Here is a 23821-nt window from a genome sequence, read left to right on the forward strand (position 1 = left end):
TCGCGGCTTCTCGATGTGCTGATGTGCGTCAAGGGGCAGTCATACGCCGCTGGTCGCCGTTCGGGTAGTGGAACCTTCGCCCGTAGTGCCGAGCGGACAGGCGCGGCTGCGCTGCGGACCTCCAGCCAGCTACCTCGGATACCCAACAAGAAACGCCGTGGCGGACATCCCTTCGGACATCCGCCACGGCGTTGCGTGACTACTTCGGCTCAGTCGTCGTGGCCGTGACCATGACCGCGGCCGTGGCCCCGCCAGTGTGGGCCGTCGTCGTACCACGGGCGGATCCAGCCGGGACCTTCGACGCATGCGGTCACATAGCCGTACGGACCGGTCGCGCAGATCTCCGGACCTGCCGCCGCAGGTGCCGCGCCCGCCACTGCCACGCCCACCGGCACTGCCAGCGCGCCGAGCCCGAGCGCAGCGGCCCGCATCAGTTTCGAACGGTTCATTCCCCACCTCCGGGTTGTTTGCCATGTACGAGCTATAAACCCCCGTCTGTAAATAACCTTAGTGCATCTCAGCATCTTCCTGTGAAAGGGTTGAGAGCCTGCGCTGCAGTCACTTTGCTCTCGTGAAGCCCGTACCAGTCACGGCGTTGGAGGCGTTTGCAGTCAAGATCGACGACACGCGTCGGGCGCCGGGGTTGTGCGACGGGCGGGCCGGTAGCTCGGCGGGCTGGTTGGTTAGCCCGCGGTGTTTGCGCTGACGTCAGTTAGCGCGTGGTCGTGTGCCCGAAGCGAAGCCAGCCTCCGATGAGTTTCGTCGCACCCGGTGGTCTCTACCGTGGACCGAGAACGAGGAGGTGGCGCGGATGGGTGCGCTCGAGGGAAAGATCGCGCTGATCACCGGCGGTGCCCGCGGCCAAGGGCGGGCACACGCCACGACGCTGGCGCGCGAGGGCGCCGATGTGGTCGTGTGCGACATCGCGGCGGACGTGGACGACGTCGACTACTCGCTGGCCACGGCCGCCGATCTCGACGAGACCGTCGCACAGGTCAAGGCGCTGGGGCGACGTTGTCTGGCGATCACTGCCGACGTTCGGGATCTGGCGGCGATGCAGGCGGTGGTCGACGCGGCGATCGCGGAGTACGGCGGCATCGACATCGTGATCGCCAACGCGGGCATCGCCAGCAGCGCACCGACCGCGACGATGTCCGAAAAGCGTTGGCGCACCATGATCGACATCAACCTCACCGGTGTGTTCAACACCTTTCGGGCTGTTCTGCCGCACCTCATCGAACGTGGCGGGGGACGCATCGTCGCGACATCCTCGATCGTCGCCGGAACCGGGGCGACGAACTCTGGTCACTATGCGGCAGCCAAAGCCGGTGTGGTCGCGCTCGTGAAATCGGTGGCCTATGAGGTGGCCGAGCACGGCATCACCGTCAACGCAGTGCTGCCCTCCGGGGTGAACACACCGATGATCCACAATCCGGCCACCTACAAGGTCATCCGGCCCGATCTGGAGAATCCCGGCCTCGCCGATGTCGAGGAGATGTTCCAGCAGGGGCGTCCGCGGCCCGGTCTGCTGGAGCCCGAGGACGTCGCGAACGCGGTGCTCTATCTGGTGTCGGAGCAGGGCCGGCTGCAGACCGGCGAATCGATGATCCTGTCCAACGGGCTGAACTGAGGCGGCTAGCTGTCCGACGACAACGCGAGCAGCCGACGCAGGATCCACACGACACGCGCGATCGACGCGACCGCCGCGAAGGCCGCCGCGATGACCAGCGCCTGTACCCACCAATAACCTGTTGCGGTGTTCGCATCGGTCGTCAATCCGACGAGGGCCGCGACGAACAGTGCGAACAGCGTGGGCAACGCCGCGACGAACGCGGCGCCCACCCGCTGCTTGTCGCCGGCAGGCAACAGCCTGTCCACCGCCGTCATCGGCGTACGCAACAGGTTGACCAGGATCGAAATGCTGGTCAACGTGAACCCGCCCATCGTCGCCGCCACGGTCGCGAGTATCTGGTAGGCGGTGCGCCGCGCGGCCTCCGGAACCTCCGTCAACGCCACCGGCAGCCACCCGATCCTCCCGAACACGAGCCACCCGCCGACCACGATCAGTGCGAGCAGCCAGTCCGTCCATCGATGCCGAACCCAGTTGTGCTGCAGCCTTTCCGGGAGACTGAACTGCGTGACCGGTCGGCTACTGGCGTTCATCGTCGGGCAATTCGATCAGGGTGTCGGGAAACGGCGCGTCCTCGCCAGGAACCTCGGCAACGGCCGACGACAGGTACTCATGGTTGCGAGTCAACGACTGTGCCAAGAGATCTCGCGCATACGCGGTCGATTGGGCCGGGTCATTCAAGCGGTCGGCGTCGACTTCGGTCTTCTCCACGAACCGGTCTTCGAGGAGGTCGACCGACCGTTGCGATCCGCTGATCGATCCGACGACGTGGGCGCTGTCGAACTCTGACAGCGCGCCCGAACCGCGTAGGGCATCGATCAACTCGCGGATGCGTCGGCGCACGGCGTCCTTCTGCGACTCGCTGCCCCGCCGGCCCACCGACACTCCGACGCGGACGACGCCGTCGTGCGCGAGGGCGCGTGCGCCGTCGAGCGCCTGAACCCAATCGCCCCCGACGAGGTCGCGATTGATACGGCTCACGGGGATCGCCACATCGATCCTCGAAACGCTCATCTCGCTCAGCACCTGGTCGAGGTTCTGTGTGAGCACGGGCTCGATGCCGACGTCGATGTCGAGCTTGTGTTTGAGGTAGTCCACCAGCCGGCGCGCGCGTGGACCGTTACCGCTCGTCAGCATCGCGACGATGTTGCGCTCGGCGAACTGGCAATACGTCGGCTCCAGCAGGCTCTCGTCGGCGGTCAGCGCGATCGCGCGGCGGGCCCCGGCCGCGTCACCGACACTGGGCAGGTTCTCCCGCCGGACCTTGTCGAGGATCAGCAGGCTCTGGTCAGCCGTGGCTGCCCCGTGGCCGATCAACACCATGCCGTCCGGGCAGCGCCGGTACCGGTTGAGCCCTTCGGCCTCGGCATGCGCCAGCCGCTTGACGACGCGCTCGGCCGGAAACCTGCCGGACAACGGAGTGCCGTCGGGCTGCAGCAGGCGCCAGTACTGCACTGTTCGGTTCACCTGCCACCCCCTCTACTGCCTTGATCTGGGGCTCACGGTACTGGGACGGTCCGACAAGAGCCTGCACGTTCGGCACAGTGCCAACACAGGACGGGGCCGGCCCTTTCCGGGCGAGGGTGACCGTGCTCGTCGCGGCGGTGAATGCTTGGCAGAGTGCCCCCGGCAGGATTCGAACCTGCGACACCGGCTTTAGGAGAGCCGTGCTCTATCCCCTGAGCTACGGGGGCGGGGACCATGGCAGCTTACCGAAGCCGCGATGTGCCTGAACACCGAGTTAGCGCAGTGGCAGCCGGGCGAAGATCGGCCTGGTCGGGGTCGATGATCCGGTCCCGGGCTCGACGGTGAACGCGAGCGCAGACGCGTCGCCGAGATCGGGCAGGACCGCGGTGGTCGAGGGTGCGACGGCTGCGGAGTCCATCGTGCCTGCCGACTCCGGGCCGGTGTCGCGCATCAACCACATCTGGTAGACGGTGCCGGTCGCGGGTGGCGTGACACCGTTCATGACGAGCACGCCGGCGTTGCGGTCGCGGGAGAACACGACCGTCGCGGTACCGCCGGTGGGAATCGGACCGGAGACGGTCCGCACGTCCGGTGCGGCGAAGACCTGCTCGGCCGTCGACGGCGTGGCCGAGGGGCGCATGACGATCCCGACGCCGATACCGGCGAGGGCAATAACCACAGCTGCGGCGGCGGCTAGGAGGGCGGTGCGCCACCGCGGACGAGACGGCCGCAATTCGCGCACGTTCCCGGGAGCGACGGCTGCCAGCACCCGGTCGCGCAGATCGGTCGGCGGCTCGACGGCGGTGCTCGCGGCCACGCGGGCCATGGTCTCGCGCACGGCCCGCACCTCTGCGGCGAACTGCTCGGCGACTTCCGGTGGTGCGGCGGCCACGCGTCGTTCGATGTCGGCCAGCTCGGACTCCGGCACCGCGTGCAGTGCGTACGGTGTCGCCAGGGTAAGGAGTTCGGGATCGCCAGGGCTGGTCATGCCACTCCCAGACAATTGCGCAGGCCCCGGATGGCGTCGCGCATCCGGGATTTGATCGTCGCCAGGTTCGCCGCCAGCCGCTGCGACACCTGGCTGTAGGTCAGCCCGTCGTAGTAGGCGAGGTGGATGCACTCGCGCTGGGCGGCGGTGAGCGAGTCGAGACAGTCGGAGACCCGGCGCTGCTCGTCGAGGGTGATCACCGAATCGGCGACGTGGTCGGCGGGTGTCTCGACATTGGCCGCGCCGTAGCGGGACTCGCGTTGGCTTGCCGCCTGCTCGGAGCGCACCCGGTCGACCGCACGCCGGTGCGCCAGCGTCATCAGCCAGGCCAGCGGTGAGCCCGCGGCAGGGTTGTAGCTCCCAGCGGTGTTCCACACCTGCAGGTAGATGTCCTGTGTGGTTTCCTCGCTGTAGCCCGGGTCGCGCAGGACCCGCGTGACCAGGCCAAACACCCTCGACCGGGTGTGATCGTAAAACGCTGCGAAGGCGTCGACGTCGCGCTGGGCCACCCGGCGCAGGAGGGCGTCGAGGTCGGTGGTCACGTTCGGTAGCCTAGCCAGCCCGTCCAGCGTCGTCACACTAATCGAGATCTCAATGATAGCGGTGTGAAAAGCGAAGCGGGAGAGCAGTATTCAGCGAAACCAGATCGGCTGGCGACGAACTCCTGATCACTCCGAAACATCTGTTCCACACCAGGTATTCGGAGCCAGGCTCGCCCCGGATGGAACGTCGACTACCGAAGCTCGGCGATCACTTTCGCGAACGCCTCGGCATGGGCGGCCTGCACGATGAAGTAGCTGATCCCATAGGTTTCGCGGAGTTCGCGCAGCCGGTCTGCGATCGCGGTTGTCGACCCGGACAGCACTCCTGGGTGCCGCAGTAGCTGCTCGTCGGGAAGCCCGGGCAGGAAATGGCGCGGGATGGAAAGGTTGGGCATCTCCTCGCCGACGGCGGGCATCGCGGTGATGGCGATGTTCAGTTCGAGGCCTGAAAATCGGGCTCCGGCGGCGTTGCGTACGAACGTGATTCGCTCCGCCAGCGGATCGCCGTCGACGTGGTCGCCGCCGGTGAACCCGATGATGTCGGCGGTCTCGGCGGCCACCGTCAGCAGCCGATCGCCGTTGCCTGCGATGAGGATCGGCACATCGGGCAGGTACTCATTGATGTGCTCGGTCACGTGGCGCAGATACGCGATGCGTTCGCGTGCGCCGGGGAACGGTAGCTCGGCGGCTTCGAACTCCTCGCGCACGTATCCGGCGCCCAGCCCGAGATCCAGCCGGCCACCCGACAGGTCACGCAGGGCCTCGACATCGCGGGCCAACAGCGCCGGCTTGTAGAAGCAGGCGTTGAGCACGAACGTCCCCACCCGCAGCGTGCTGGTCGCGGCGGCCGCCGCGGTCAGGGTGGGGAACGGGGCCGGCGCGCCGAGGTGGTCCGGCACGTTGATGACATCGAAGCCGAAGTCTTCGGCGCGGCGGGCGGCGTCGGTGACCTGTGCTTGTGACTCGGCCGTACGCAGGCTCACGCCGAAGCGGAAATCGTTGGGCATCACCCGATCCTATGCACTGCGCCTGAATGTTTGGTGTGGTGAAACTCGGGCAATCTTCAGCCGTGAGCCGTCATCCCACCATGGGCGTCGAAGAAGAGTTCCTACTGGTCGATCCCGAACACGGCGAACCGGTTGCCCGCAACAGGGCCGTCGCCGGCTACGCCTCGACGCGCGGAGTGGAGCTTCAGCTCGAGCTCACGAGCTGTCAGGTCGAGACCAGCACCGACGTGATGAGCAGCAGCAGTGCGCTGCGCGACGAGCTCATCCGCCTGCGCCGGGTCGCCACGGAGGCCGCCGAGGCCAACGGTGCGCGCTTGCTGGCGGTCGCGTTGCCGCCGACCGTGCCGCACAAGTTCCCGATCACCCCGACCCGTCGCTACCGGAAGATCGGTGATCGATTCGGCATGATCGCGCACGAGCAAGGCATTTGTGGCTGCCATGTCCATGTGGCGGTGCCCAGCCGCGAAGCCGCCATCCACGTCAGCAACCGGATCCGTCCGTGGCTGCATCTGTTGCTGGCGCTGACCGCGAACTCGGCGATCTACCGCAACACCGACAGCGGCTACGCGAGCTTCCGGAGCATGGTGTGGACGCGCTGGCCGAGCGCGGGACCGCCGCCCTATTTCGATTCCCTCGAACAGTTCGACGCCACCGTCGGAATGCTGCGACAGGCCGGCGCGGTGCTCGACGACGGCATGATCTATTGGGACGTCCGCCCGTCGGCCAGCTTCCCGACCGTGGAAGTGCGCGTGTCCGATGTACCCGCCACCGTCGCCGAAACGGTGTTGCTGGCCACGCTGGTCAGAGCCAGCGTGATGACGGCGCTCGACGCGCAGGACAACGGCGAGCCGACACCGCCGATCACGGATTACGTTCTGCGCGCGGCATATTGGAAATCGGCCCACGACGGCCTTGACGGCGAGACGATCGACTTGATGGAAAGCCATGCGACCGCGCCGACCCGGGTTCTGCTCGGCGGTCTGATCGAACGCCTGCGGCCCGCTCTGGAGGACCTTGGGGACTACGACATGGTGCGCGACGAGCTGGAACGCATCGCCGGGCAGGGCAACGGCGCGATGCGGCAGCGACGGGCGTGGCGCTCGCACGGCGATGTCGCCGACGTCATCGCCGAACTGGCGAGTGCGACGACGACTGCCTAGCCGGCCGCGCTCCAACTGCGCGCCGCTGCCGCGAGGCCGTCGACCAGAGCCGAGGTCACCGGCGACAGCCCGTCATCGCCGGGCAGCGGGCTGCGCGGGCTCAGGCCGCGCACGCGCGAAGGCAGCTCGAGCTGAACACCGTTGGCGCGGTTCACGGGATTGTCGGGGTGCTGGCCGCGCAGTTCGCGGGGGATTGCGTCGAGGTCGGTGATGACGTGATACCCGGGTATCGCTACGTGTTGGGCAACGTGCTCGGCCAATGCCCGGTTGCGTCCACCGGCGAGCAGGTGTGTGCCGCGGCCCATCCGGCCGTAGCCGTGCAGCGACACCACCGCGTCGACATGGTGGAGAAATGCTGTGAGCCGGGAGGATTCGTGTGGAAGGTACTGGGCCGACGGCAGGTGGTGTGGATAGTGGTCGGGGTGGCGCACCACATACACCGAGGCATCCGATGCGGAGGCAGCACGTTCGGCGATCACGTCGGTCATCTGTTCCAGGCCGCCGCCGTGGATCGCCATGAACCCGAAACGGGAACGCAGCGTTGCGGATTCGACGATACCCGGCGCGGCGAGCAACTCCGAAAGCGATTCTGGCGCGGGCGAAGTCGTCGCAAGGGCGCGCTGCGGCCAGTGCATCGGGTCCCAGCGGCGAAGGAATTCGATCCAGCGGTGCGGCAACTCGTGATGAACGGCTCCGGCAAGGATGCGTTCGAGGTAGCCCGGACGCGGTGGCCCAGGGTCGACGCGGTGGTCGATGTAGACCCATGCCGGCGCCGCGCCGTCGGCGGTGTGCACCGTCAGCCGGTCCCGTCGATATCGAACGGGCACCCCTTCGGCGCTGTCGAGGGCGTCGAGATCGTGATCGGTCACGTGCCACAGCACTCCGTGCACGTGCGATCCGTCGAACGGCTCGATGGTGGCCACGCCGCGCTGGTTGATCAGCCAGTCGTGGCCGTCCAGGCGTGCTGGTCGTGGATCGACGGCACCCGGACAGCGTCTGGCCATCTGTGCCACGCACAGATTCGAGCCGTAGGCGAAGTACGGGTGAAGCATTCAGCCTGTGACGGTCAGATAAATCAGCACCACGTTCAGCACACTAATCAGTCCGGCCACCACCCAGCCAAGTGCCGTGGTCACACGATGGTTGGCGTCGGCGCCCATCAGCGCTTTGTTGCTGGTCAGGCGGACGAGGGGAATCAGCGCGAACGGTATGCCGAAGGAGAGCACCACCTGGGAGAGCACCAGGGCGCGGCTCGGGTCGACGCCGATGGCCAGGATGACCAGCGCCGGGATCAGGGTGACGAGGCGGCGCAGCAGCAGCGGGTAGTACCGCTTCAGCAGGCCGTGCATAATCATCGCGCCCGCGTATGCGCCGACGGATGTGGACGCGAGACCCGAGGCCAGCAGGCCGATCGCGAACAGTAGCGCGACCGTCGGGCCGAGCGTGTCGCGGACCGCGGCGTGTGCGCCTTCGATCGAGTCGGTGTTGTCGCGGCCCTGCAGGTTGGTCGCGGCGACCAGGAGCATGGACAGGTTGACCGCACCGGCCACGACCATCGCGATGCCGACGTCGAAGCGGGTGACGCGCAGCAGCATGCGCCGCCGCGGGCCGGCTTCGGGATGACCGTGGCGGTCGCGGGCAAGTCCGGAGTGCAGATAGACCGCGTGCGGCATCACTGTTGCGCCAAGCATGGCGGTCGCGAGCAGGATGCTCTCGGCGCCCTCGAAACGGGGGATCAGCCCTTCGGCGACCGCGGCCGCCGGCGGCGTTTCGACGAACAGACTCGTCAGGAAGCCGATCGCGATGACCAGCAGCAGACCACTGATGACCCGCTCGAACATCTGCTGGCCGCGCCGGTTCTGTACGGCGAGCAGAAGTAGTGAGACGACGCCGGTGATGACCCCGCCGATCAGCAGCGGCAGGTCGAACAGCAGGTACAACGCGATGGCGCCGCCGACGACTTCGGCGAGATCGGTTGCCATGGCGACCAATTCGGCTTGCACCCAGTAGGCGATCCGGCTCGGGGTCCGGGTGTGGTCGGCGACTGCCTCGGGCAGTGAGCGCCCGGTGACCAGGCCCAGCTTGGCGGACAGGTATTGCACGAGGCCGGCCATCGCGTTGGCGACGACGATCACCCAGACCAGCAGGAAGCCGAATTGGGCTCCGGCACTGATGTTGGCCGCGACGTTGCCGGGGTCGACGTAGGCGATGGCGGCGACGAACGCGGGCCCGAGCAGCAACCAGCTCGGCCTGGTGCGCACCTTGGTGTCTTCCAACAACTGTCCAACTCCCTATCCGGATAGGCGAATAGGAAAGTTAGGTTAGCCGAAACCTTGTCTTTGGGCTAGCGGCGGGGGTGTCGACCGCCGCCGCCGTGGTGGTCACCGCCGCCGCCGAAGTCGATGGCGATGCCGGGTAGATCGTCGTAGCAAAGTGCGGCGTACGCCGGATCACATCCGTATGGGAGGTAGGGCCCGCGCTGCGTCGGGGTGGCGTTGATCTGCACATTGCCGGGGCTCGAGCAGCGCGTCGCTCCGCCGACATCGGTGCACTGCGGATCGGCTGCGGCCGTCGGCGCTCCGACAAGTCCGAATACGGCAAGTGCTGCGGATGCGCCGACAAGGGTCCTAACGATCTTCGCGACGTTCACCATCCGATGACGACTCCTCCTACTCCGAATCCCCAGCCATACCAAGGCCCGTAGTTCATGGCCGGAGGCGACGTGACGATCTGGGTGCTGCCGCCGGTCTGACATTGCGTGGTGGTGGGTCCGGTGTTCGTGCACTGCGGTGCGGCCGTGGCCACGGATGCGGCGAATACTGCCAGGAATGGCACGGCCAGTACGGCGGCCAGGTACCGGGATTTATTTGTCATGACCTACTCCGATCGCTAGAGCAAGTCTACGTCCGAAAAAGCCGGGGTCAGAGGATGAAGAACTCGTCGTCCCAAGGGAACATGCCATAGCCGGGCTGGGGCGGCGTGGCGTCGATCTGAACGTTGCCCTCGGACGCACACTCGGTGGTCTGTCCGCCTTCGACCGAGCTGCCGCCGGTCACCTGGCACTGGGGCAGCAGATGCGGCTCTTTCGGCGCACTGGGTTCGGCGGCGGCCAATGGTGCCAGACCTATCGCGGCGGAAGCGCCGCCGACAAGCAAACATCCGGCAAGCGTGGTGAGGCGTGACTTCATCAGAGCGTCCCTTCCCCGGGGTGTTTTACCCGGCAGCGTACAGCCCTTTGCCAGTGATCAGTGGCAGATCGAGCGTGGTCCGGATTCCCGGGGCCGCGGCCACCACGGCGGGAATCGCGTTGACGACACGGGCTGCGGTGGCCACCAGACCGGCGTGGTTGTGATCGCCGTTCGGGCTGCTCAGGCACAGATCAAGGGCATAGGACGGCTCACCGGTCAGCTCGATCCGGTACGAGCCACCCTCCTGTGCGGGCTGCGGCCAGTCCGGGCAGAGGTCATCGCGCAGCCGAGTGACGTGTTCGAGCACCACGGCAGCTTTTCCGTCGCGCATGCCGCGAACCTCGAACCGCATCGCCGCGGTGGTGCCCTTCGGAATGTGTCCGGCGGCGATCTCGAAATCCTCGGGCGCGGGGATCCGCGTATGTTCTTCGGTGACCGCTTCGAGTTCGATACCCAAACCCGCGGCGAGTTGCCGGACCACCGAACCCCACGCCAGGCTCAGCACGCCGGGCTGCAGCAGCATCGGGGTTTCGTCGAGCGACTTTCCGAAACCCATCACGTCGAACATCACCGTCGCGCTGTCGTAGGTCGCGTAGTCGACGATCTCCATGCAGCGGATCTGCTCGACCTGCTGGCAGGTTCCGGCAAGCGCAAGGGGCAGAAGGTCATTGGCGAAGCCCGGATCGATGCCGTTGACGAACAGGCTTGCCGCGCCGGCCTTCGCCGCCTCTTCGATGGGCGTGACGAGCTCGTCGGGTAGCACCTGCCACGGGTACTGCAGGAACACTGCCGAGCTACCCACCACGTTGATGCCGGCCGCCAGGATGCGTCGGTAATCCTCAAGCGCGTCAGGCAGCCGGTTGTCGGCCATGGCGGTGTAGACCGCGCACTCGGGCCCGGTCGCGAGCACTGCGTCGAGATCGTCGGTGGCGAGGATGCCTGTCGAAACATCAAGCCCGGCAAGTTCGCCCGCATCCTTGCCGGCCTTGGCGGCCGAGGACACCCACACGCCGGTGAGCTCGTAAGCCGGGTCGGTGATGAGTTGCTTGAGCGCGTGCCGGCCGACGTTTCCGGTTCCGATCGCCGCGACTTTGATTGCCATGGGTGTCCTTACAGGTCGGGGATGGGCAGATCGAGGTTCGGCATGGTCAGGCCGCCGTCGACCTCGAGAGTCTTACCGGTCAGGTAACTGCCTGCGGGCGAGGACAGGTAGACGGCGGCGGCGGCGATGTCGGCCGGATCGCCGAGACGCCGCATCGGAGTTGCCTTCTCCATCGGTTCACGGAGTTCGTCGTTGGACGCGACGATGTCGAGCGCGGAGGTGAGGATCGAGCCCGGCGCGATCGCGTTGACGCGTATGCGCGGGCAGAGGTCGAGCGCGGCCAGGCGCGTGTAATGAGCCAGCGCGGCTTTCGCGGTGCCGTAGGCAACGAACCCGCGCCCCGCGAGCCGTCCCATCGTCGAGGTGATGTTGATGATGCTGCCGCCGCCGGAGTGTTCGAGCATGAGCGGTACGGCCGCCGCGGTCAGCGCGTGCGCGGTCGACACGTTGAAGGTGAAGGCGTCGCGAAGGTCCTTGGCCGACGTGTTGACCAGTGGCGCGGGCATGGTGCCGCCGACGTTGTTGACGACGATGTCTAGTTTCCCGAACGCCTCGGCAGCCGCGGTCGCGAGCTCGGCGGTGGACTCGGGATGTGCGAGGTCGGCGACGACGATGTGAGCGCGCCGGCCCGCCGCCGCCACCTGTTCGGCGACCTCTTCGAGTTGAGACTGCGTTCGGGCCGCGATGACCACGTCCGCACCGGCTTCCGCGAACGCCACGGCGATCGCGGCGCCGAGCCCACGGCCGGCTCCGGTGACGATCGCAACTTTGTCGTCGAGGCGAAATCTATCGAGAATCACGTGCGCTCCATTCGCTTACCGCGCGTCACGGTAGCAGTGCACGCCGCGGATTCGGGCGACTTTCTGAAACGCGTTCTAGTTCGGCGGGATTTGTCATACCCGTCTGGCATCATCGAACGTATGTTCGAAGAACTCGATGACGCAGCGCTAGCTGCCGGGATCGAGTACGAGACCCGCGCCGCGGCTGCGTCAGATTCACGCCGGCTGCAGATGATCGCCGAGCTGATCGGTCGACGGGTCGCTGAGCAAGACGACGAACTCCTGCACTGGGCCTGTGATTACTGGGATTCCGCGGCCGGGGAGGTGGCCGCGGCGATGAACGTCGGTCACCGTGCCGCTTCGCGGGAGATGCTGATCGCCGTGGCCCTGCAGGAGCGTTTTCCGCGGGTGGCCGCACTGTATGCCCAGGGCCGGTTGAGTTCTCGGCTGATCTCGACGGTCACGTGGCGGACGCGGTTGATCGAAGATGCCGAGACGCTGCAGATCATGGACGCTGCGCTGGTCGATCGTGTCGTCGAATGGGGACCGCTGTCGGTGGAGAAGCTCGAACAGTCCATCGACGCATTGATCGAGCGCCACGATCCGGAGGCCTTGCGCCGGACCCGGACCGTCGCGCGGGACCGCGACGTGTGTTTCGGAAAGCCGGACGACGCCACCGGCACGGTTTCCTTATACGGCAGATTGTTGGCCACGGATAGGGCGGCATTCGAAAACCGCCTCGCACACATGATCAGCGGTGTGTGCGAGGACGATCCGCGGACGCTCGGGCAGCGGCGGTCGGACGCGATGGGGGTGCTCGGCGCCGGCGGGGATCGGCTCAAATGCCAATGCGGGAAGTCGGACTGTCCGGCCGCGGATGTGGTGGATGCGCGCGCCGCCAACACCGTCGTCTACGTGCTGGCAGAACCTGCCGCGCTCGACGCCGAGCCGGATCCCTACCTGTCGGGTGACGACGAGTCGAATCCCATACCGCGCGATGAGCCGCCCCGTCCGGCCAAGAAGCCGGCCAGCGCCGTGATCATCGGCGGCGGAGTGGTGCCCACACCGTTGCTGGCTCAGCTGATCGCTTGTGGGGCCAAGGTCCGCGAACTTGCGCAACCCTGCGGTGAGCCGGAGCCACGCTATCGGCCTTCGACAGGGCTGGCCGCGTTCGTGCGCATGCGAGACATGACGTGCATGTTCCCCGGTTGTGACCGCCCCGCGGTGAACTGCGACATCGATCATTCGGTGCCGTACCCGGCCGGAGCGACCCATCCGTCAAACACGAAGTGCCTGTGTAGAACTCATCACCTTCTGAAAACCTTCTGGGACGGCTGGTCGGACCGTCAGCTGCCGGACGGAACGGTCGTGTGGACGACGCCGAGCGGCCGGACGTACACCAAGAAACCCGCGAGCCGGCTGTTCTTCCCGCACTGGGACACCACCACCGCGGCATTGCCGCCACCGCGAGGAAGGACGGTCGCGACCGATCGCGGCGTGATGATGCCGCGGCGTGCGCTCACACGCGCCCAGCGGGAAGCACGCCAGATCAAAGCGGAGCGTGCACTCAATCGGGCTTATCTTGCCGAACGCAACAAACCACCCCCGACGTAGCGCGCCCAGGCGCACAATTGGGGTGTCGCGTACCGACGTGGGGAGCCCCGATGAACGATCACGCCCATGATTTCTTCGGCGACATCTTCCAGCGCTACTTCAGACCTGCGGTCGACGAATATCCGGGGATGGGTGCTGCGCTGGTCCACCGACTGATGACGTCGACAGACGACGTCCAGGACCGGCTGGCCGAGGCCAGACACGCCGCACTGGCGTGGAGCAGGGAGGAGCGCAGCCCCGCCGGCATCACCTCGGAGCTGTTCGTCATAACCCAATGCGGGCTGATGTACGCCGCGGGCTTCGGCGATAGCCGGCACCGGCATTACTACCTCGCCACACCGGCCGCTCTGTTCGACCCGTTCGTCGATCAGGTCGAAAGTGTGCAGATGCATCCGGGTGAAGTGGTCGCAGTGGACCGGCGATGCTGCAACGACCTTGCCGCCGCCCATCCGATGGATGCCGCGCTCAGCCGGATTCTCGACGAGCACGAGGCGTTGCGGGTCAACGTTTCGATGTAGGACTGAGGTCCTATCCGCCCACAGGTTGTGTGGGCCTCTCGCTCATTTTCTTGAAGCACGAAGATTTTTCGAAAGCGTGTAGCAAACAGCCCGCCCTAAGGTCCTGTGAGGTTCCTACGAGGCGTGGGACGCAATGCTGGATCTACGGCTCGGGTCGCGATGCGAAGACGAATACACCGAGATGACCAATGCTTGGAGCGAGTTGCTGGCCCTCTACCTGAAGCAAATGGCACCCCGACTGGCAAGCGCTGTGGCGTCTGCGGTGCTGGCGTCCGTTGTGGTGGTCGGCTGTGGTGGGCCACCCGCTGACGACGCAGCGCATCGGGCGGCGAACGCCGCGACCCCTGCCGGTTCCGTAACGGCTGAACCCGACCCCGCGACACCTGAAGAAGTCGCGGCAGGACCGATTTACGGTGATCCGGTAGAAGCCTCCGAGCACTGGGCGAAGCAGAGTTTCGAGGACTGTGGCCTGATGGCGGTCGCCATTGTGGTGGGCCTGATGACGGGCGACTTCCCGACGGAGGACGTCGTGATCGATGTTGCCGCGAACACCCCGAGCCCCACGAGGTCAGGACCGATTTACGAGCCGCCGGACCCGGGTGACGACACCACCGATAACGGAACGTCGTCGGCCGATCAGATCCGGCTGCTCAAGCATTTCGGCGTCGATGCGACGGCGACCGATGACGACGCCTCGTCGTCGGGTGGAATTGCCACGGGATTACCGGCTTTGGAGCAGTACCTCGGTGCGGGCCGTAAGGTGATCGTCGGCGTTAATGCTGAAACCATCTGGGGCGAGGACGGCGACCATACCGAGGACGACCACTCGGTCGTCGTGGCGGCCGTCGATACCGATCAACGGATCGTGTACTTGTCCGACAGCGGAACCGACGACGGTGCGGGTGAACAGGTCGACCTGGATGCATTCGAAAGTGCTTGGGCTCCTGGAGGACACGATCTCATCGTGACGGACGCACCAGCATGAACGATCAGCTATCGGTCGGTCTACCCCAACAGTCGATCAGAGCCCCGACGACGGCGTGGGCTATCGCGGCTCTCATCTTCGGAATCATCGGCGGCGCGTTGGTGAGCATCGTGTGTGCGGCAATCGCCCTGGCCAAGACCAGGACTGGCCAGGTCGGCGGCCGTGGTCTGGCAATCTCCGGATTGATCCTGTCCGGAACCTGGATTGTCGTCGGGGTGATCGCGGTCGCGGTCTTCGTACTTCTTCCTGACGACAGTCCCGGCACTCGCTATCCCCCGGCGGTCGGCACCTGCTACGCATCCGAACCTGATGACGGCTTGGACGAGAGCGATGAGGTGGCATGCGATCAGCCGCATCGTTCAGAGGTTCTCGCGGTGTTCACCGTCCCCGGTGATACATATCCAGGTGACGATGTCCTCGAGAAGTACACCAGCAGGTGTAGTAGCGAGTTCGCCAAGTATGCAGCCGAAGATGCGGCCGGTTTTGATATCGACGATCTACGGCCAACTCGGGAGACGTGGTCATCGAGTAACCGTACGGTGAAATGTCTTGCCGTTGCCCAGGATCCTGTCACAGGTTCCGCGCAAGGTTGAGCCAACGTTATGTGTCGCAAAGGTTTTCGGGAGGTCTCTAGGTGAAGTTGCGTTCTGCGGTACTCGTCATGTTTGGGATGATTCTCATGGTGTTCGTTGTGGGTTGCAGTGAGGGGTTGTCGCCCACATCGACATCGTCGACGAGCGGTCGTCCGACGGCGTCGTCGCAGGCTCGGCCGGGGGGAGGGCCCGACGCCCAGTACTGCGCGCACAACCAGGACCCGAAATGCGCGGCAGGCAGCTATCTCGGCCCGTTCGTCTCGCTGACCGCCGGAGGCGGGCATTGGGATGCCAACGGCGCACCCGTCAACGGCGGACCGGTCGGCGCCGACGGTTCGACCGGCAACAACCTGACGCAGGAGTACTGCGCGCGCAACGAGGACCCGGCATGTCCGATCGGAAGTTATGTGGCGCCCAACGCCATTCGCAATCCGGACGGCAGCCATACCTATGTGGCATGTGAGGGTACGGTGTGCACCAACCCCAATCACGGCGGTGCGGATCCCGCCGGTACATGGGGGCCGGACGGCCAGCCGGTCAACGGTGGACCGGTCGGTGCGGACGGTTCGGTCAACAACAATCTGACGCAGGAGTACTGCGCGAAGAACCAGGATCCTGGCTGCCCCGTCGGAAGCTATGTGGCACCCAACGCGATCCAGAACCCTGATGGCAGTAACGGATACGTCCCGTGTGAGGGAACGATTTGCACCAATCCGAACCACGGCGCCGGCGACGCACCCGAAACCGCGGGGCCGCCGGTCGACGATGCGCCCGACGTCGATGCGCCGCCGCAGGGCGACGATTCCGGTGATGCAGGCGATGTCACCACCGATGCCCCCGAGGTCGGCGACGCGCCATGAATCTCAGTTGCCCATGCCGCATTTCGTTGATGCATGTGCGAATTCTTTGAACCAGCCCAGAATTTGGTCGGACACAGGTGTTCGTATGTGTTCCATATGAATTCGTGAAACGGTGGAATACCGCTGCTTAGGGTTAACGGACGTTGGCCGAAGCCCTAAGGAGCAAGAAACATCCGTGAAAATGACCGCAAAGTGTTCAGCCGCCGGTGTCGGATTGATCGCGAGCGCACTGGCGTGCGGACCGTCCGCCACCGCTGCGCCGTCTGAGGCGTCGGCAACGGAGACAATCAATCAACTGCAGAGCGAGGGATACCGGGTGATCCTGAGCAAGGTCGGCAATGGGGCGATCGAGAACTGCACGGTGAACGCGGTTCGGCCGGGCCGGACTGTTACCGGTCCGCAGCCGCCCGTCAACGGCAACTTCACGCTGATGGGTCCGGGCCAGGTGCTGCAGTACACGACGGTCTATGTGGATCTCGACTGTAAGCGGTGAGTGGCCGAGCGGCGGCCTAGGACGACTTCTTCGCCGCAGCTTTCTTTGCGGGAGCCTTCTTGGCGGCGGCCTTCTTCGCGGGCGCTTTCTTGGCGGGCTTGCTGTCTTCCTTGCCGCTCTTGTCGCCGTCTTTGTCGTCGGCGTCCTTGCCGCCGCGCCGAGCCTTCACGCTGGCCTCGAGCTTGGCCAGCAGGTCTGACACATCCTCGGTCTCGTCGAGCTCGGCCGGCTGCTGCTCCTCGACGGCGAATGCTTCGCCGCCTTCGAGTTTGGCCTGCACCAACTCGTGCAGCTGTTCCTGGTAGTCGTCGCGGAACTCGTCCGGTTTGAAATCGTCGGTCATCGACTCCACGACTTGACCGGCCATCTTGAGCTCGGCCGGTTTGATCTGAACTTCCTTGTCCAGTACCGGGAAATCGGGATCGCGGATCTCGTCGGGCCACAACAGGGTGTGGATCATCATGACGTCGCGCTTGCTGAAGTCCTTGACCCGTAAGGCCGCGAGCCGGGTCTTGTTGCGCAACGAGAAGTGCACGATCGCGATGCGGTCGGTCTCGGCGAGCGTCTTCGCCAGCAGTACATAGGACTTGGACGACTTCGAATCGGGTTCGAGGAAGTAGCTCTTGTCGTACAGCATCGGATCGAGCTGCTCGGCCGGGACGAACTCGACCACCTCGATCTCGCGGCTGCGTTCCTCGGGCAGCGTGGCGATGTCCTCGTCGGTGATGACCACCATCTGACCGTCGTCCGACTCGAAGGCCTTGTTGATGTCGCGGTACTCGACGACCTCACCGCACACTTCGCAGACACGCTTGTAGCGGATCCGCCCGTTGTCCTTCGCATGGACCTGATGGAACTTGATGTCGTGGTCCTCGGTCGCGCTGTAGACCTTGACCGGCACGTTCACCAGGCCGAAGGCGATCGAACCCTTCCAGATGGATCGCATATGGCCAGTATGGCCCACCGGCTCGCCGAGTCGCGGGAGTTGCTCCAGGGACACGGAGCCGTGGCCTTGCCGGCCGACCGCGGCCCGGTGGTGTCGGCGACGCCGACTGCTGGTCCGGCGAGGATCCGAGACATGTTTGCGGAGGTTCTATCCGCGGACCCGATGATGCGGCCGCCAGAGAGTCGGTGCGATGTCGGCAAGTCGCCGGGGCGGGACGCTGACGGCAAAGTCTTTCAATCCGCAAGTCAGGCGATTCTCCGACATTGGATTCAACTGATGATCTTGTGCAGTAGCATCCGGCGCAGACAACGGCGGGCGGGGTAGCAGCTGTGTAACCCGTTCTAGAACGACCGTGCGGCTCTGGACCAATACTTCTGGGAAGGATTCCTGGATGTCGGCAATGGTGGGAAACCCCGGTTTCGGTAAGCCCGGTGATTTATCGGGCCTCGACGAGGCCGAGATGCAGTGCTGGGATCAATTCTTTCAATCGGCGTGGCTGTTCTACGAGACGCTCAACCGCGAGTTGGTCGGCACGCACAACCTGAGCCTGTTCGATGTCCAGCTACTCGACCTCCTCGCCAAGTCGGAAGGCGGATCCGCGCGAATGGGCGACGTGGCCGAGGCGTTGATCCTGCAACCGAGTCGCGTGACCGAGCAGATCCGCCGGCTGGAATCCGACGGCTTGGTGCTGCGGCGAGCCAGCAAAAGAGACCGGCGAGGCGTGGTTGCCACCGTCACCCAGGAGGGTCGCGCACGGCTGAAACCCGCCCTCGTGACCTATTCGCGCGTCGTCCGGACGTTTTACCTGGGCCAGATGAGCCGCCAGCAGATGATTGCCCTCGGCGAAAGCAGTCGTCGAGTAGCGGTTGGCTTGAAGTCCCGAATGGCGGCAAAGATCGGCCGCATTTGATTTATGACGGCTCGTCGTCGTCGTATTCGGCCAGCGAAGCGCATAAACCTCGGCTAGTGGTGTGGCCAGCCGTTGTTCTCCTGGCTGCAACTGCGGCAACCCGGTGAACGCGTTTCAATTTCTGAATACAGTACTTGTGCACTGAAACTGTCCGCCGCTGCCACAAGTGTGCTGACCGGAGGCGGCTGGACACATGAGCTGGCATATTTGAATGCATTGATGTTGCACGGCTGCGGGCCGCGGAGCGGATTAATTGACACCTGCGGCAACCGCGGCTTGCTCAGGTTTTTCTCAGGTAGGTTCTGGTTTGCCCGGGCTCACATCCATCCGCCTCAGAAGGGGACAAACATGGAAACAGCGGCTCGCTCATGCCTGATGGCCGGCGTCGCCCTTGTCGGTGCCGGCGCCATCGCGGCGGCACCGATTCATCCGGTCCTGCCGGCTAGCCAAGCCCCGGCCATACCATCGTCATCGGCGTCGGTTGAGCTCAATGCCCTGGTCAACCCGATCGAGTTGTGGGCCGAGGTCCTGAGCACGACAGCGACCAATCTGGGCAGCATCGCCCAGACGGTGCTGGAGAACCCCGCCCCGATCCTGGGCAAGATCATCGACAATCAGCTGATCACCGCCCAGGTGTTCGCGTCCCTCGCGAGCACATTCGCCAGCGGCTTCGCCGACGGAGTGGGCCTGATGCCGCAGCAGATCGAGGATTCCATCCGCGCAATCCTGGCAGGCGACATCTATCAAGGCTCGATCAATCTGGCGACCGCCTTCCTGTCGCCGATCGTGAGAGGTGCATTCGGCGCGCTGAACCAGCTTCCCAATCTCATAGCCGTGCTGCAGAACCCGTTCGTCAACACGGCCGCAGTCATCGAAACCGCGATCACGCAGGGCATCCTGAACGTGGGATTCCCGCTTCTGACGCAGGTGCTCGCGCCGGTCGGTCAGATCGGCCTCACCGGACAGGCGATCTATGACGGGTTGCAGGCAAACGACTTCGAAGCGGTTGCCAACGCCATCATCAGTTTCCCGTCGGACATGGTGAACACCATCGTCAACGGCAATACCGAAATGGGCTTCCCGGGACTCATCGGGGCTGACTTCGGCCTGGTGCCCGGTCTGCTCGCCTTTGGTCGGGCGATCGCCGACTCCATCCAGCCGCCCGTGCTGACCAGTCCGCCTTCGCCCAGTGTGGCGCCCGACCTGAATGCTGAAGCTGTCACCATCGACACCAGCGAGATCGACGGTGCGCAGAACAGTTCGGCGGATGGGCTTGCCGCGGTTTCTGATGATGCGCCTGCCGAAGACGCCGCTGCCGAAGACGCGGCTGCCGAAGACGTCGGCACGGGCGATGTCGCCGGTGACATCGAGAGTGACGACGAGTCGGCGCCGCCGGCCGCCGAGGTGGCTGTCGTCAAGAACAACCCGCTGGCCAAACTCGGCAAGCTTGGTCCGGACTCGAACCGCCAGGGCCGGGCTGCGGCGGCGGTCAAGTCGTTGGGCGATGACGTCGGCAAGGCCGTCAAGAAGATCGGTGACGACGTCAAGAAGGCGCTCGGCGTGAAACCGAAGAAGGAGAAGGAAAACAAGGAGCAGAAGGCCACTGCTGACGCCGGGGAGGAGTAACCGCGGAAGGTGAGTACAGCAGACCCCCGAAACCCGGGGGTCTGCTGCTAGCAGCACCCGGCGTCAGTCTCGGGTCGCCTCCAGCGTGACCCGGTCCGGCAGATCGGCGCCTGGCCGGGCGACCGTCAACGCCGACGCCAGCACCGCCGTCGACAACACTTGCTCCAGCGCTTCGGTGCTGATTCGGGCCAACTCCCGTCGCCGATCGGCACCCAGCAGCCCGCGTGACCACAGCGCGTCGATCAACCCCGTCATGAATGCGTCGCCTGCACCGACGGTGTCCACCACCTGCACCGGCCGCGCCGGAATCCGCACCACACCGGCGGCACACATCGCGAACGCACCCCGATCACCCATCGTCACCGCGACGATCGAGGGCCCCATGCTCAGCCAGGTCTTCGCGACCTGTTCAGGATCGCGGCGCGGATCGAGCCAGCGCAGGTCCTCATCGCTGGCTTTGACCACGTCTGCTCGCTCGATCAGGCGGTCGATGCGGCCCCTGGCGGCTTCGTCGTCGGTGATCAACGCCGGCCGCACGTTCGGATCGAACGTGATGGTTGCCGACAGGTGATAGGCGTCGAGGAGCGCGGCGGTGGCGCGGCAACCCGGCTCGAGCACGGTCGCGATGGAGCCGGTGTGCGCGACGAGCGGGGGCGCCACCTCAGGCGTGCCCGCCAGCTGCCAGTCGATGTCGAACGTGTACCGCGCCTGGCCGGAGGTGTCGAGCACGGCCAGCGCCGTCGGCGTGCGCTTCGCCGACAGGCTTCCTGAAACCAGTTGAACCCCTGAGGCTTTCAGGTAGTCGACGATGCGCTTGCCGCGGTCGTCATGGGCGATGTGGGTCAGGAAATCCACGTCGCGGCCCAGCCTCGACAGGCCGACGGCGACGTTGAGGGGGCTGCCGCCGACGTGCTCGCCGCTGATGCGGCCGTCTCTCTCGACAATGTCGATCAGTGCCTCACCGATAACCAGAGCCCGGCTCATGGCCTCAATGATTCCAGGGTGGCCCGGGCGCCGTGGCGGTGTAGCGAATCCAGGGCCCACAGATAGTCGTCGACGAACCGCGGTGCGGAGGCGAGATCACCGAACAACGCGGTGTTCTCGATGAAGGCCGTCGGATTCTCCCGCTGGGACCGGGCCAGCGGCACGAGCGTCTCGGCAAGCTGATCCTGCACGTCGATCGGCTCGCCCTGCTCGTCGACGCCCTCGGCGTAGCGGGCCCAACTGGCCACCACAGCCGCCGACAGCCGCACCGGCGCGCCCGTCTTGAGGTTTTCCCGGACGACGGGCAGGAGCCATTTCGGGATCCGGTCCGACGAGCCGAAACACAACCGGGCAATCGTGTCGCGCACCCCCGGGTTGGCGAATCGTTCGATCAGTGTGCGCTTGTAGTCGGCGAGATCGATCCCTGGCACCGGCTGAAGCGTCGGCGTCGCCTCGGAATCCATGTAGGCCAACAGGAATTCGGCGAACAGCGGGTCGCTGGCGGCGTCGTGCACCAGGCGGTAGCCGGCCAGGTAACCGAAGTAGCACAGCGCTTGATGGCTCGCGTTGAGAAGGCGCAGCTTCATCAGCTCGTAGGGCGTGACGTCGTCGACGAGCATGACCCCGGCGTCCTCGTAGGGCGGGCGCCCGTCGGAGAACGAGTCCTCCAGAACCCACGACGTGAACGGCTCGGCCACCACCGGCCATTGGTCGGCGACACCGAATTCACTCTCGACCGTGGCGATCACGTCGGGTGTCGTGACCGGCGTGATCCGGTCGACCATCGAATTCGGGAACCGGACGTTGGCCGCGATCCAATCACCCAGACCGGGATGGCGCCGGTCGGCGTATGTGGTGAAGGCCTGGCGGGCGACCTCGCCGTTGCCCTCGATGTTGTCGCACGAGACGATCGTCGGCGCACCGAGGCCGCGGTCGCGGCGCCGGGACAGCGCCTCGGTGACCAGGCCGAAGACGTTCAGTTCCGGCACGGCCTCGATGTCGTAGCCGCCCTCGGTGATGGTCAGCGAGACGATCCGGGTGGATGGGCTCGCCAAGAGTTCGATGACGCCATCGGGGTCGTCGGGCGCGAAGCGGTAGTCGACGATCGAACCGATGACCCGTGCCTCGCGCTTACCGTCGGGGTGCACGAGCAGCAGCGTGTAGAGGCCGTCCTGGGCCGCCATCACGTCAGCCATCTTCCGATCGGACGGCAGCACGCCGACGCCGCAGATGCCCCAATCGGTGGCCAGGCCCTGCTCCAAGAGCTGATCGACGTACATCGCCTGATGGGCCCGGTGAAAACCGCCGACACCGAAATGGACGATTCCGACCTGGATTTCGTCGCGGTTGTAGCTCGGACCCGGAATGGGCAGTTCCTTGAGCGTCGAGGCGGCCAGCTTAACCGGAGGTGTTGTGTACGTCACAATCCTCATGTTAGCGTGTTGAGCATCTACTCGCGACCCTGAGCATCTGCTCATATCGGAAGTGGTGATCAGTGACCGGACCGACGCCCGAGGATCTGCGCCTCGCACTGCGTGCGGCGACGCTGTACTACCTCGACGGCCTCACGCAGGCCGAGATCGCGTCGCGGCTCGGCGTCTCCCGCCCGACCGCCGGTCGGCTCGTGGCCAAGGCGAAGGCCAATGGCCTGGTACGCATCGAGGTGGTGGTGCCGCCCGACATCTCCGACGACTTACACGCCGACGAGGAGCGCGAACTGGAACGGCGGTTCGGGCTGACCGAGGCTGTCGTCGCAAGCAATGCGAGCCGGGCCGGGGCGGCGCTGTTGATGCGCCGGATCGGAGCCGACGAGGTGCTCGGGTTCACGTGGGGGCCCGAGCAGGTCGGCGTGGCGAGCGCGCTCGTTCCCGGGGTCGCGAGCTGCCGCGCGGTCGTGCAGCTCGACGGGGCCATGTCGACCGCCGCGTACCAAACCGGCACCGAACAGATCCTCACTCGATGCGCCGACACCTTGCGCGCCGAGACGTTCCGGCTGCCCGCGCCGCTGTACGCCGATCCGGCGACCGTGGTGTCGATGCGCGAGGACTCGGTGATCTCGCGGACCCTCGACGCCGGCAGGCGCGCCGAAGTCATGCTCTTCGGAGTCGGTGCGGTGTCGACATCGACGACGCTGTTCGAGGGCAGCTTCCTCGATATCCGGATGCTCGACGAACTGGTCTCCCTCGGCGCCGTCGGCGAGATCGGCGGCCGGTTCTTCAATGCCTACGGCGAGCCCGTGCACGACGAACTGCAGCAGCGTGCGATGTCGGTCCCGCTCGAGGACATCCGGACCTGTGAGAAGACCATCCTGGTCTCCGGCGGCGCGAGTAAGCACCAGGCCATTCTCGGTGCCCTGCGGGGCAAGCTGGCTCGGCTGCTTGTCTGCGATATCGACTGCGCCCGTTGGCTGTTGACCCAATGAGAGGTGA

General features: G+C 65.7%; 27 protein-coding genes and 1 tRNA gene. 11 read left to right on the forward strand and 17 right to left on the reverse strand.

Annotation, left to right across the window (positions count from 1 at the left end):
- Positions 1 to 209 precede the first annotated feature (209 nt).
- Positions 210 to 449 (reverse strand): hypothetical protein, encoded by a 240-nt coding sequence (locus ACOI2T_RS06255; RefSeq protein ID WP_067845953.1) that lies wholly within the window; start codon positions 447 to 449, stop codon positions 210 to 212.
- A 362-nt stretch (positions 450 to 811) separates the two neighbouring features.
- On the opposite strand from ACOI2T_RS06255, the gene ACOI2T_RS06260 reads away from it, so the two are divergent.
- Positions 812 to 1630, forward strand: coding sequence for a mycofactocin-coupled SDR family oxidoreductase (locus tag ACOI2T_RS06260; protein ID WP_409506178.1), 819 nt, complete (start codon positions 812 to 814; stop codon positions 1628 to 1630).
- Between the two features lie 5 nt (positions 1631 to 1635).
- Here ACOI2T_RS06260 and ACOI2T_RS06265 read toward each other — a convergent pair whose 3' ends face one another.
- The 6 genes from ACOI2T_RS06265 to ACOI2T_RS06290 all read right to left on the reverse strand — a co-directional run bounded on the left by ACOI2T_RS06265 (position 1636) and on the right by ACOI2T_RS06290 (position 5634).
- On the reverse strand, positions 1636 to 2163 hold the full coding sequence (locus ACOI2T_RS06265) for a hypothetical protein (protein WP_409506179.1): 528 nt from the start codon (positions 2161 to 2163) through the stop codon (positions 1636 to 1638).
- Positions 2150 to 3097 (reverse strand): oxidoreductase, encoded by a 948-nt coding sequence (locus ACOI2T_RS06270; protein WP_409506180.1) that lies wholly within the window; start codon positions 3095 to 3097, stop codon positions 2150 to 2152. The genes ACOI2T_RS06265 and ACOI2T_RS06270 overlap by 14 nt, the downstream gene beginning before the upstream one ends.
- A gap of 154 nt (positions 3098 to 3251) precedes the next feature.
- A tRNA-Arg gene (locus tag ACOI2T_RS06275) sits at positions 3252 to 3324 on the reverse strand.
- Positions 3325 to 3371: 47 nt separating this feature from the next.
- The gene (locus ACOI2T_RS06280) at positions 3372 to 4085 is read right to left on the reverse strand and encodes an anti-sigma factor (RefSeq protein WP_409506181.1); all 714 of its coding nucleotides are present in this window, start codon (positions 4083 to 4085) and stop codon (positions 3372 to 3374) included.
- Positions 4082 to 4663 (reverse strand): sigma-70 family RNA polymerase sigma factor, encoded by a 582-nt coding sequence (locus ACOI2T_RS06285; protein WP_409506182.1) that lies wholly within the window; start codon positions 4661 to 4663, stop codon positions 4082 to 4084. Before ACOI2T_RS06285 ends, ACOI2T_RS06280 begins: the two co-directional genes overlap by 4 nt.
- A 155-nt stretch (positions 4664 to 4818) precedes the next feature.
- Complete coding sequence (locus ACOI2T_RS06290) at positions 4819 to 5634, reverse strand: TIGR03621 family F420-dependent LLM class oxidoreductase (protein ID WP_409506183.1); 816 nt, start codon at positions 5632 to 5634, stop codon at positions 4819 to 4821.
- Between the two features lie 62 nt (positions 5635 to 5696).
- On the opposite strand from ACOI2T_RS06290, the gene ACOI2T_RS06295 reads away from it, so the two are divergent.
- The gene (locus ACOI2T_RS06295) at positions 5697 to 6794 is read left to right on the forward strand and encodes a glutamate--cysteine ligase 2 (RefSeq protein WP_409506184.1); all 1098 of its coding nucleotides are present in this window, start codon (positions 5697 to 5699) and stop codon (positions 6792 to 6794) included.
- Here ACOI2T_RS06295 and ACOI2T_RS06300 read toward each other — a convergent pair.
- The 7 genes from ACOI2T_RS06300 to ACOI2T_RS06330 form a co-directional block, all read right to left on the reverse strand.
- Entirely contained in the window at positions 6791 to 7846 is a 1056-nt protein-coding gene (locus ACOI2T_RS06300; protein ID WP_409506185.1) for a poly-gamma-glutamate hydrolase family protein, read from the reverse strand. The genes ACOI2T_RS06295 and ACOI2T_RS06300 overlap by 4 nt on opposite strands.
- Positions 7847 to 9073, reverse strand: coding sequence for an Nramp family divalent metal transporter (locus tag ACOI2T_RS06305; RefSeq protein ID WP_409506186.1), 1227 nt, complete (start codon positions 9071 to 9073; stop codon positions 7847 to 7849). It abuts the gene before it with no gap.
- Between the two features lie 65 nt (positions 9074 to 9138).
- Complete coding sequence (locus tag ACOI2T_RS06310; protein ID WP_409506187.1) at positions 9139 to 9447, reverse strand: hypothetical protein; 309 nt, start codon at positions 9445 to 9447, stop codon at positions 9139 to 9141.
- On the reverse strand, positions 9441 to 9668 hold the full coding sequence (locus tag ACOI2T_RS06315; protein ID WP_409506188.1) for a hypothetical protein: 228 nt from the start codon (positions 9666 to 9668) through the stop codon (positions 9441 to 9443). Before ACOI2T_RS06315 ends, ACOI2T_RS06310 begins: the two co-directional genes overlap by 7 nt.
- A 47-nt stretch (positions 9669 to 9715) precedes the next feature.
- Positions 9716 to 9982, reverse strand: coding sequence for a hypothetical protein (locus ACOI2T_RS06320; protein ID WP_067843885.1), 267 nt, complete (start codon positions 9980 to 9982; stop codon positions 9716 to 9718).
- A gap of 25 nt (positions 9983 to 10007) precedes the next feature.
- A complete protein-coding gene (locus tag ACOI2T_RS06325) occupies positions 10008 to 11084 on the reverse strand; it encodes an NAD(P)H-dependent amine dehydrogenase family protein (protein WP_409506189.1) in 1077 nt (358 codons plus the stop codon).
- Positions 11085 to 11092: 8 nt separating this feature from the next.
- Positions 11093 to 11884: an SDR family oxidoreductase gene (locus ACOI2T_RS06330; RefSeq protein WP_067843890.1), complete on the reverse strand. Its 792-nt coding sequence runs from the start codon at positions 11882 to 11884 to the stop codon at positions 11093 to 11095.
- Positions 11885 to 12004: 120 nt separating this feature from the next.
- Here ACOI2T_RS06330 and ACOI2T_RS06335 point away from each other — a divergent pair, with 120 nt between their 5' ends.
- The 6 genes from ACOI2T_RS06335 to ACOI2T_RS06360 all read left to right on the forward strand — a co-directional run bounded on the left by ACOI2T_RS06335 (position 12005) and on the right by ACOI2T_RS06360 (position 16926).
- Positions 12005 to 13477, forward strand: coding sequence for an HNH endonuclease signature motif containing protein (locus tag ACOI2T_RS06335; protein WP_409506190.1), 1473 nt, complete (start codon positions 12005 to 12007; stop codon positions 13475 to 13477).
- 50 nt (positions 13478 to 13527) lie between these two features.
- Complete coding sequence (locus tag ACOI2T_RS06340; RefSeq protein ID WP_409506191.1) at positions 13528 to 13995, forward strand: glucose-6-phosphate dehydrogenase; 468 nt, start codon at positions 13528 to 13530, stop codon at positions 13993 to 13995.
- Between the two features lie 133 nt (positions 13996 to 14128).
- A complete protein-coding gene (locus ACOI2T_RS06345; protein ID WP_409506192.1) occupies positions 14129 to 14980 on the forward strand; it encodes a cysteine peptidase family C39 domain-containing protein in 852 nt (283 codons plus the stop codon).
- Positions 14977 to 15573, forward strand: a complete 597-nt coding sequence (locus ACOI2T_RS06350; RefSeq protein ID WP_409506193.1) for a DUF4190 domain-containing protein — start codon at positions 14977 to 14979, stop codon at positions 15571 to 15573. Before ACOI2T_RS06345 ends, ACOI2T_RS06350 begins: the two co-directional genes overlap by 4 nt.
- A gap of 86 nt (positions 15574 to 15659) precedes the next feature.
- Positions 15660 to 16433, forward strand: a complete 774-nt coding sequence (locus ACOI2T_RS06355) for a hypothetical protein (protein WP_421876080.1) — start codon at positions 15660 to 15662, stop codon at positions 16431 to 16433.
- A 181-nt stretch (positions 16434 to 16614) separates the two neighbouring features.
- Positions 16615 to 16926, forward strand: a complete 312-nt coding sequence (locus ACOI2T_RS06360; protein ID WP_067843900.1) for a hypothetical protein — start codon at positions 16615 to 16617, stop codon at positions 16924 to 16926.
- A gap of 16 nt (positions 16927 to 16942) precedes the next feature.
- On the opposite strand, the gene ku is transcribed toward ACOI2T_RS06360, so the two are convergent.
- Positions 16943 to 17872 (reverse strand): non-homologous end joining protein Ku, encoded by a 930-nt coding sequence (ku, locus tag ACOI2T_RS06365; protein ID WP_409506194.1) that lies wholly within the window; start codon positions 17870 to 17872, stop codon positions 16943 to 16945.
- 391 nt (positions 17873 to 18263) lie between these two features.
- Here ku and ACOI2T_RS06370 point away from each other — a divergent pair, with 391 nt between their 5' ends.
- Both ACOI2T_RS06370 and ACOI2T_RS06375 read left to right on the forward strand, forming a co-directional pair.
- Positions 18264 to 18782: a MarR family winged helix-turn-helix transcriptional regulator gene (locus tag ACOI2T_RS06370; RefSeq protein ID WP_409506195.1), complete on the forward strand. Its 519-nt coding sequence runs from the start codon at positions 18264 to 18266 to the stop codon at positions 18780 to 18782.
- Between the two features lie 72 nt (positions 18783 to 18854).
- Entirely contained in the window at positions 18855 to 20408 is a 1554-nt protein-coding gene (locus ACOI2T_RS06375) for a hypothetical protein (RefSeq protein ID WP_409506196.1), read from the forward strand.
- 63 nt (positions 20409 to 20471) lie between these two features.
- Here the strand turns inward: ACOI2T_RS06375 and ACOI2T_RS06380 are convergent, their stop codons facing one another.
- Both ACOI2T_RS06380 and ACOI2T_RS06385 read right to left on the reverse strand, forming a co-directional pair.
- On the reverse strand, positions 20472 to 21392 hold the full coding sequence (locus tag ACOI2T_RS06380; protein ID WP_409506197.1) for a carbohydrate kinase family protein: 921 nt from the start codon (positions 21390 to 21392) through the stop codon (positions 20472 to 20474).
- On the reverse strand, positions 21389 to 22825 hold the full coding sequence (locus ACOI2T_RS06385) for a mannitol dehydrogenase family protein (protein ID WP_409506198.1): 1437 nt from the start codon (positions 22823 to 22825) through the stop codon (positions 21389 to 21391). The genes ACOI2T_RS06380 and ACOI2T_RS06385 overlap by 4 nt, the downstream gene beginning before the upstream one ends.
- A gap of 62 nt (positions 22826 to 22887) precedes the next feature.
- On the opposite strand from ACOI2T_RS06385, the gene ACOI2T_RS06390 reads away from it, so the two are divergent.
- Positions 22888 to 23814 (forward strand): sugar-binding transcriptional regulator, encoded by a 927-nt coding sequence (locus ACOI2T_RS06390; protein ID WP_067843915.1) that lies wholly within the window; start codon positions 22888 to 22890, stop codon positions 23812 to 23814.
- The last annotated feature ends 7 nt before the right edge of the window (positions 23815 to 23821 follow it).

Origin of the sequence: Mycolicibacterium wolinskyi str. Jessa 2025 (genome assembly GCF_049241375.1) — a bacterium.
GTDB classification, from domain to species: domain Bacteria; phylum Actinomycetota; class Actinomycetes; order Mycobacteriales; family Mycobacteriaceae; genus Mycobacterium; species Mycobacterium wolinskyi.

What these genes read in the sequence shown, in the direction of transcription:
- ACOI2T_RS06255 (WP_067845953.1), bottom strand. Translation starts at nt 449, where the DNA reads ATGAACCGTTCGAAACTGATGCGGGCCGCTGCGCTCGGGCTCGGCGCG.
- ACOI2T_RS06260 (WP_409506178.1), top strand. Translation starts at nt 812, where the DNA reads ATGGGTGCGCTCGAGGGAAAGATCGCGCTGATCACCGGCGGTGCCCGC.
- ACOI2T_RS06265 (WP_409506179.1), bottom strand. Translation starts at nt 2,163, where the DNA reads ATGAACGCCAGTAGCCGACCGGTCACGCAGTTCAGTCTCCCGGAAAGG.
- ACOI2T_RS06280 (WP_409506181.1), bottom strand. Translation starts at nt 4,085, where the DNA reads ATGACCAGCCCTGGCGATCCCGAACTCCTTACCCTGGCGACACCGTAC.
- ACOI2T_RS06290 (WP_409506183.1), bottom strand. Translation starts at nt 5,634, where the DNA reads ATGCCCAACGATTTCCGCTTCGGCGTGAGCCTGCGTACGGCCGAGTCA.
- ACOI2T_RS06300 (WP_409506185.1), bottom strand. Translation starts at nt 7,846, where the DNA reads ATGCTTCACCCGTACTTCGCCTACGGCTCGAATCTGTGCGTGGCACAG.
- ACOI2T_RS06310 (WP_409506187.1), bottom strand. Translation starts at nt 9,447, where the DNA reads ATGGTGAACGTCGCGAAGATCGTTAGGACCCTTGTCGGCGCATCCGCA.
- ACOI2T_RS06315 (WP_409506188.1), bottom strand. Translation starts at nt 9,668, where the DNA reads ATGACAAATAAATCCCGGTACCTGGCCGCCGTACTGGCCGTGCCATTC.
- ACOI2T_RS06320 (WP_067843885.1), bottom strand. Translation starts at nt 9,982, where the DNA reads ATGAAGTCACGCCTCACCACGCTTGCCGGATGTTTGCTTGTCGGCGGC.
- ACOI2T_RS06325 (WP_409506189.1), bottom strand. Translation starts at nt 11,084, where the DNA reads ATGGCAATCAAAGTCGCGGCGATCGGAACCGGAAACGTCGGCCGGCAC.
- ACOI2T_RS06335 (WP_409506190.1), top strand. Translation starts at nt 12,005, where the DNA reads ATGTTCGAAGAACTCGATGACGCAGCGCTAGCTGCCGGGATCGAGTAC.
- ACOI2T_RS06340 (WP_409506191.1), top strand. Translation starts at nt 13,528, where the DNA reads ATGAACGATCACGCCCATGATTTCTTCGGCGACATCTTCCAGCGCTAC.
- ACOI2T_RS06345 (WP_409506192.1), top strand. Translation starts at nt 14,129, where the DNA reads ATGCTGGATCTACGGCTCGGGTCGCGATGCGAAGACGAATACACCGAG.
- ACOI2T_RS06350 (WP_409506193.1), top strand. Translation starts at nt 14,977, where the DNA reads ATGAACGATCAGCTATCGGTCGGTCTACCCCAACAGTCGATCAGAGCC.
- ACOI2T_RS06355 (WP_421876080.1), top strand. Translation starts at nt 15,660, where the DNA reads ATGGTGTTCGTTGTGGGTTGCAGTGAGGGGTTGTCGCCCACATCGACA.
- ACOI2T_RS06360 (WP_067843900.1), top strand. Translation starts at nt 16,615, where the DNA reads ATGACCGCAAAGTGTTCAGCCGCCGGTGTCGGATTGATCGCGAGCGCA.
- ku (WP_409506194.1), bottom strand. Translation starts at nt 17,872, where the DNA reads ATGCGATCCATCTGGAAGGGTTCGATCGCCTTCGGCCTGGTGAACGTG.
- ACOI2T_RS06370 (WP_409506195.1), top strand. Translation starts at nt 18,264, where the DNA reads ATGTCGGCAATGGTGGGAAACCCCGGTTTCGGTAAGCCCGGTGATTTA.
- ACOI2T_RS06380 (WP_409506197.1), bottom strand. Translation starts at nt 21,392, where the DNA reads ATGAGCCGGGCTCTGGTTATCGGTGAGGCACTGATCGACATTGTCGAG.
- ACOI2T_RS06385 (WP_409506198.1), bottom strand. Translation starts at nt 22,825, where the DNA reads ATGAGGATTGTGACGTACACAACACCTCCGGTTAAGCTGGCCGCCTCG.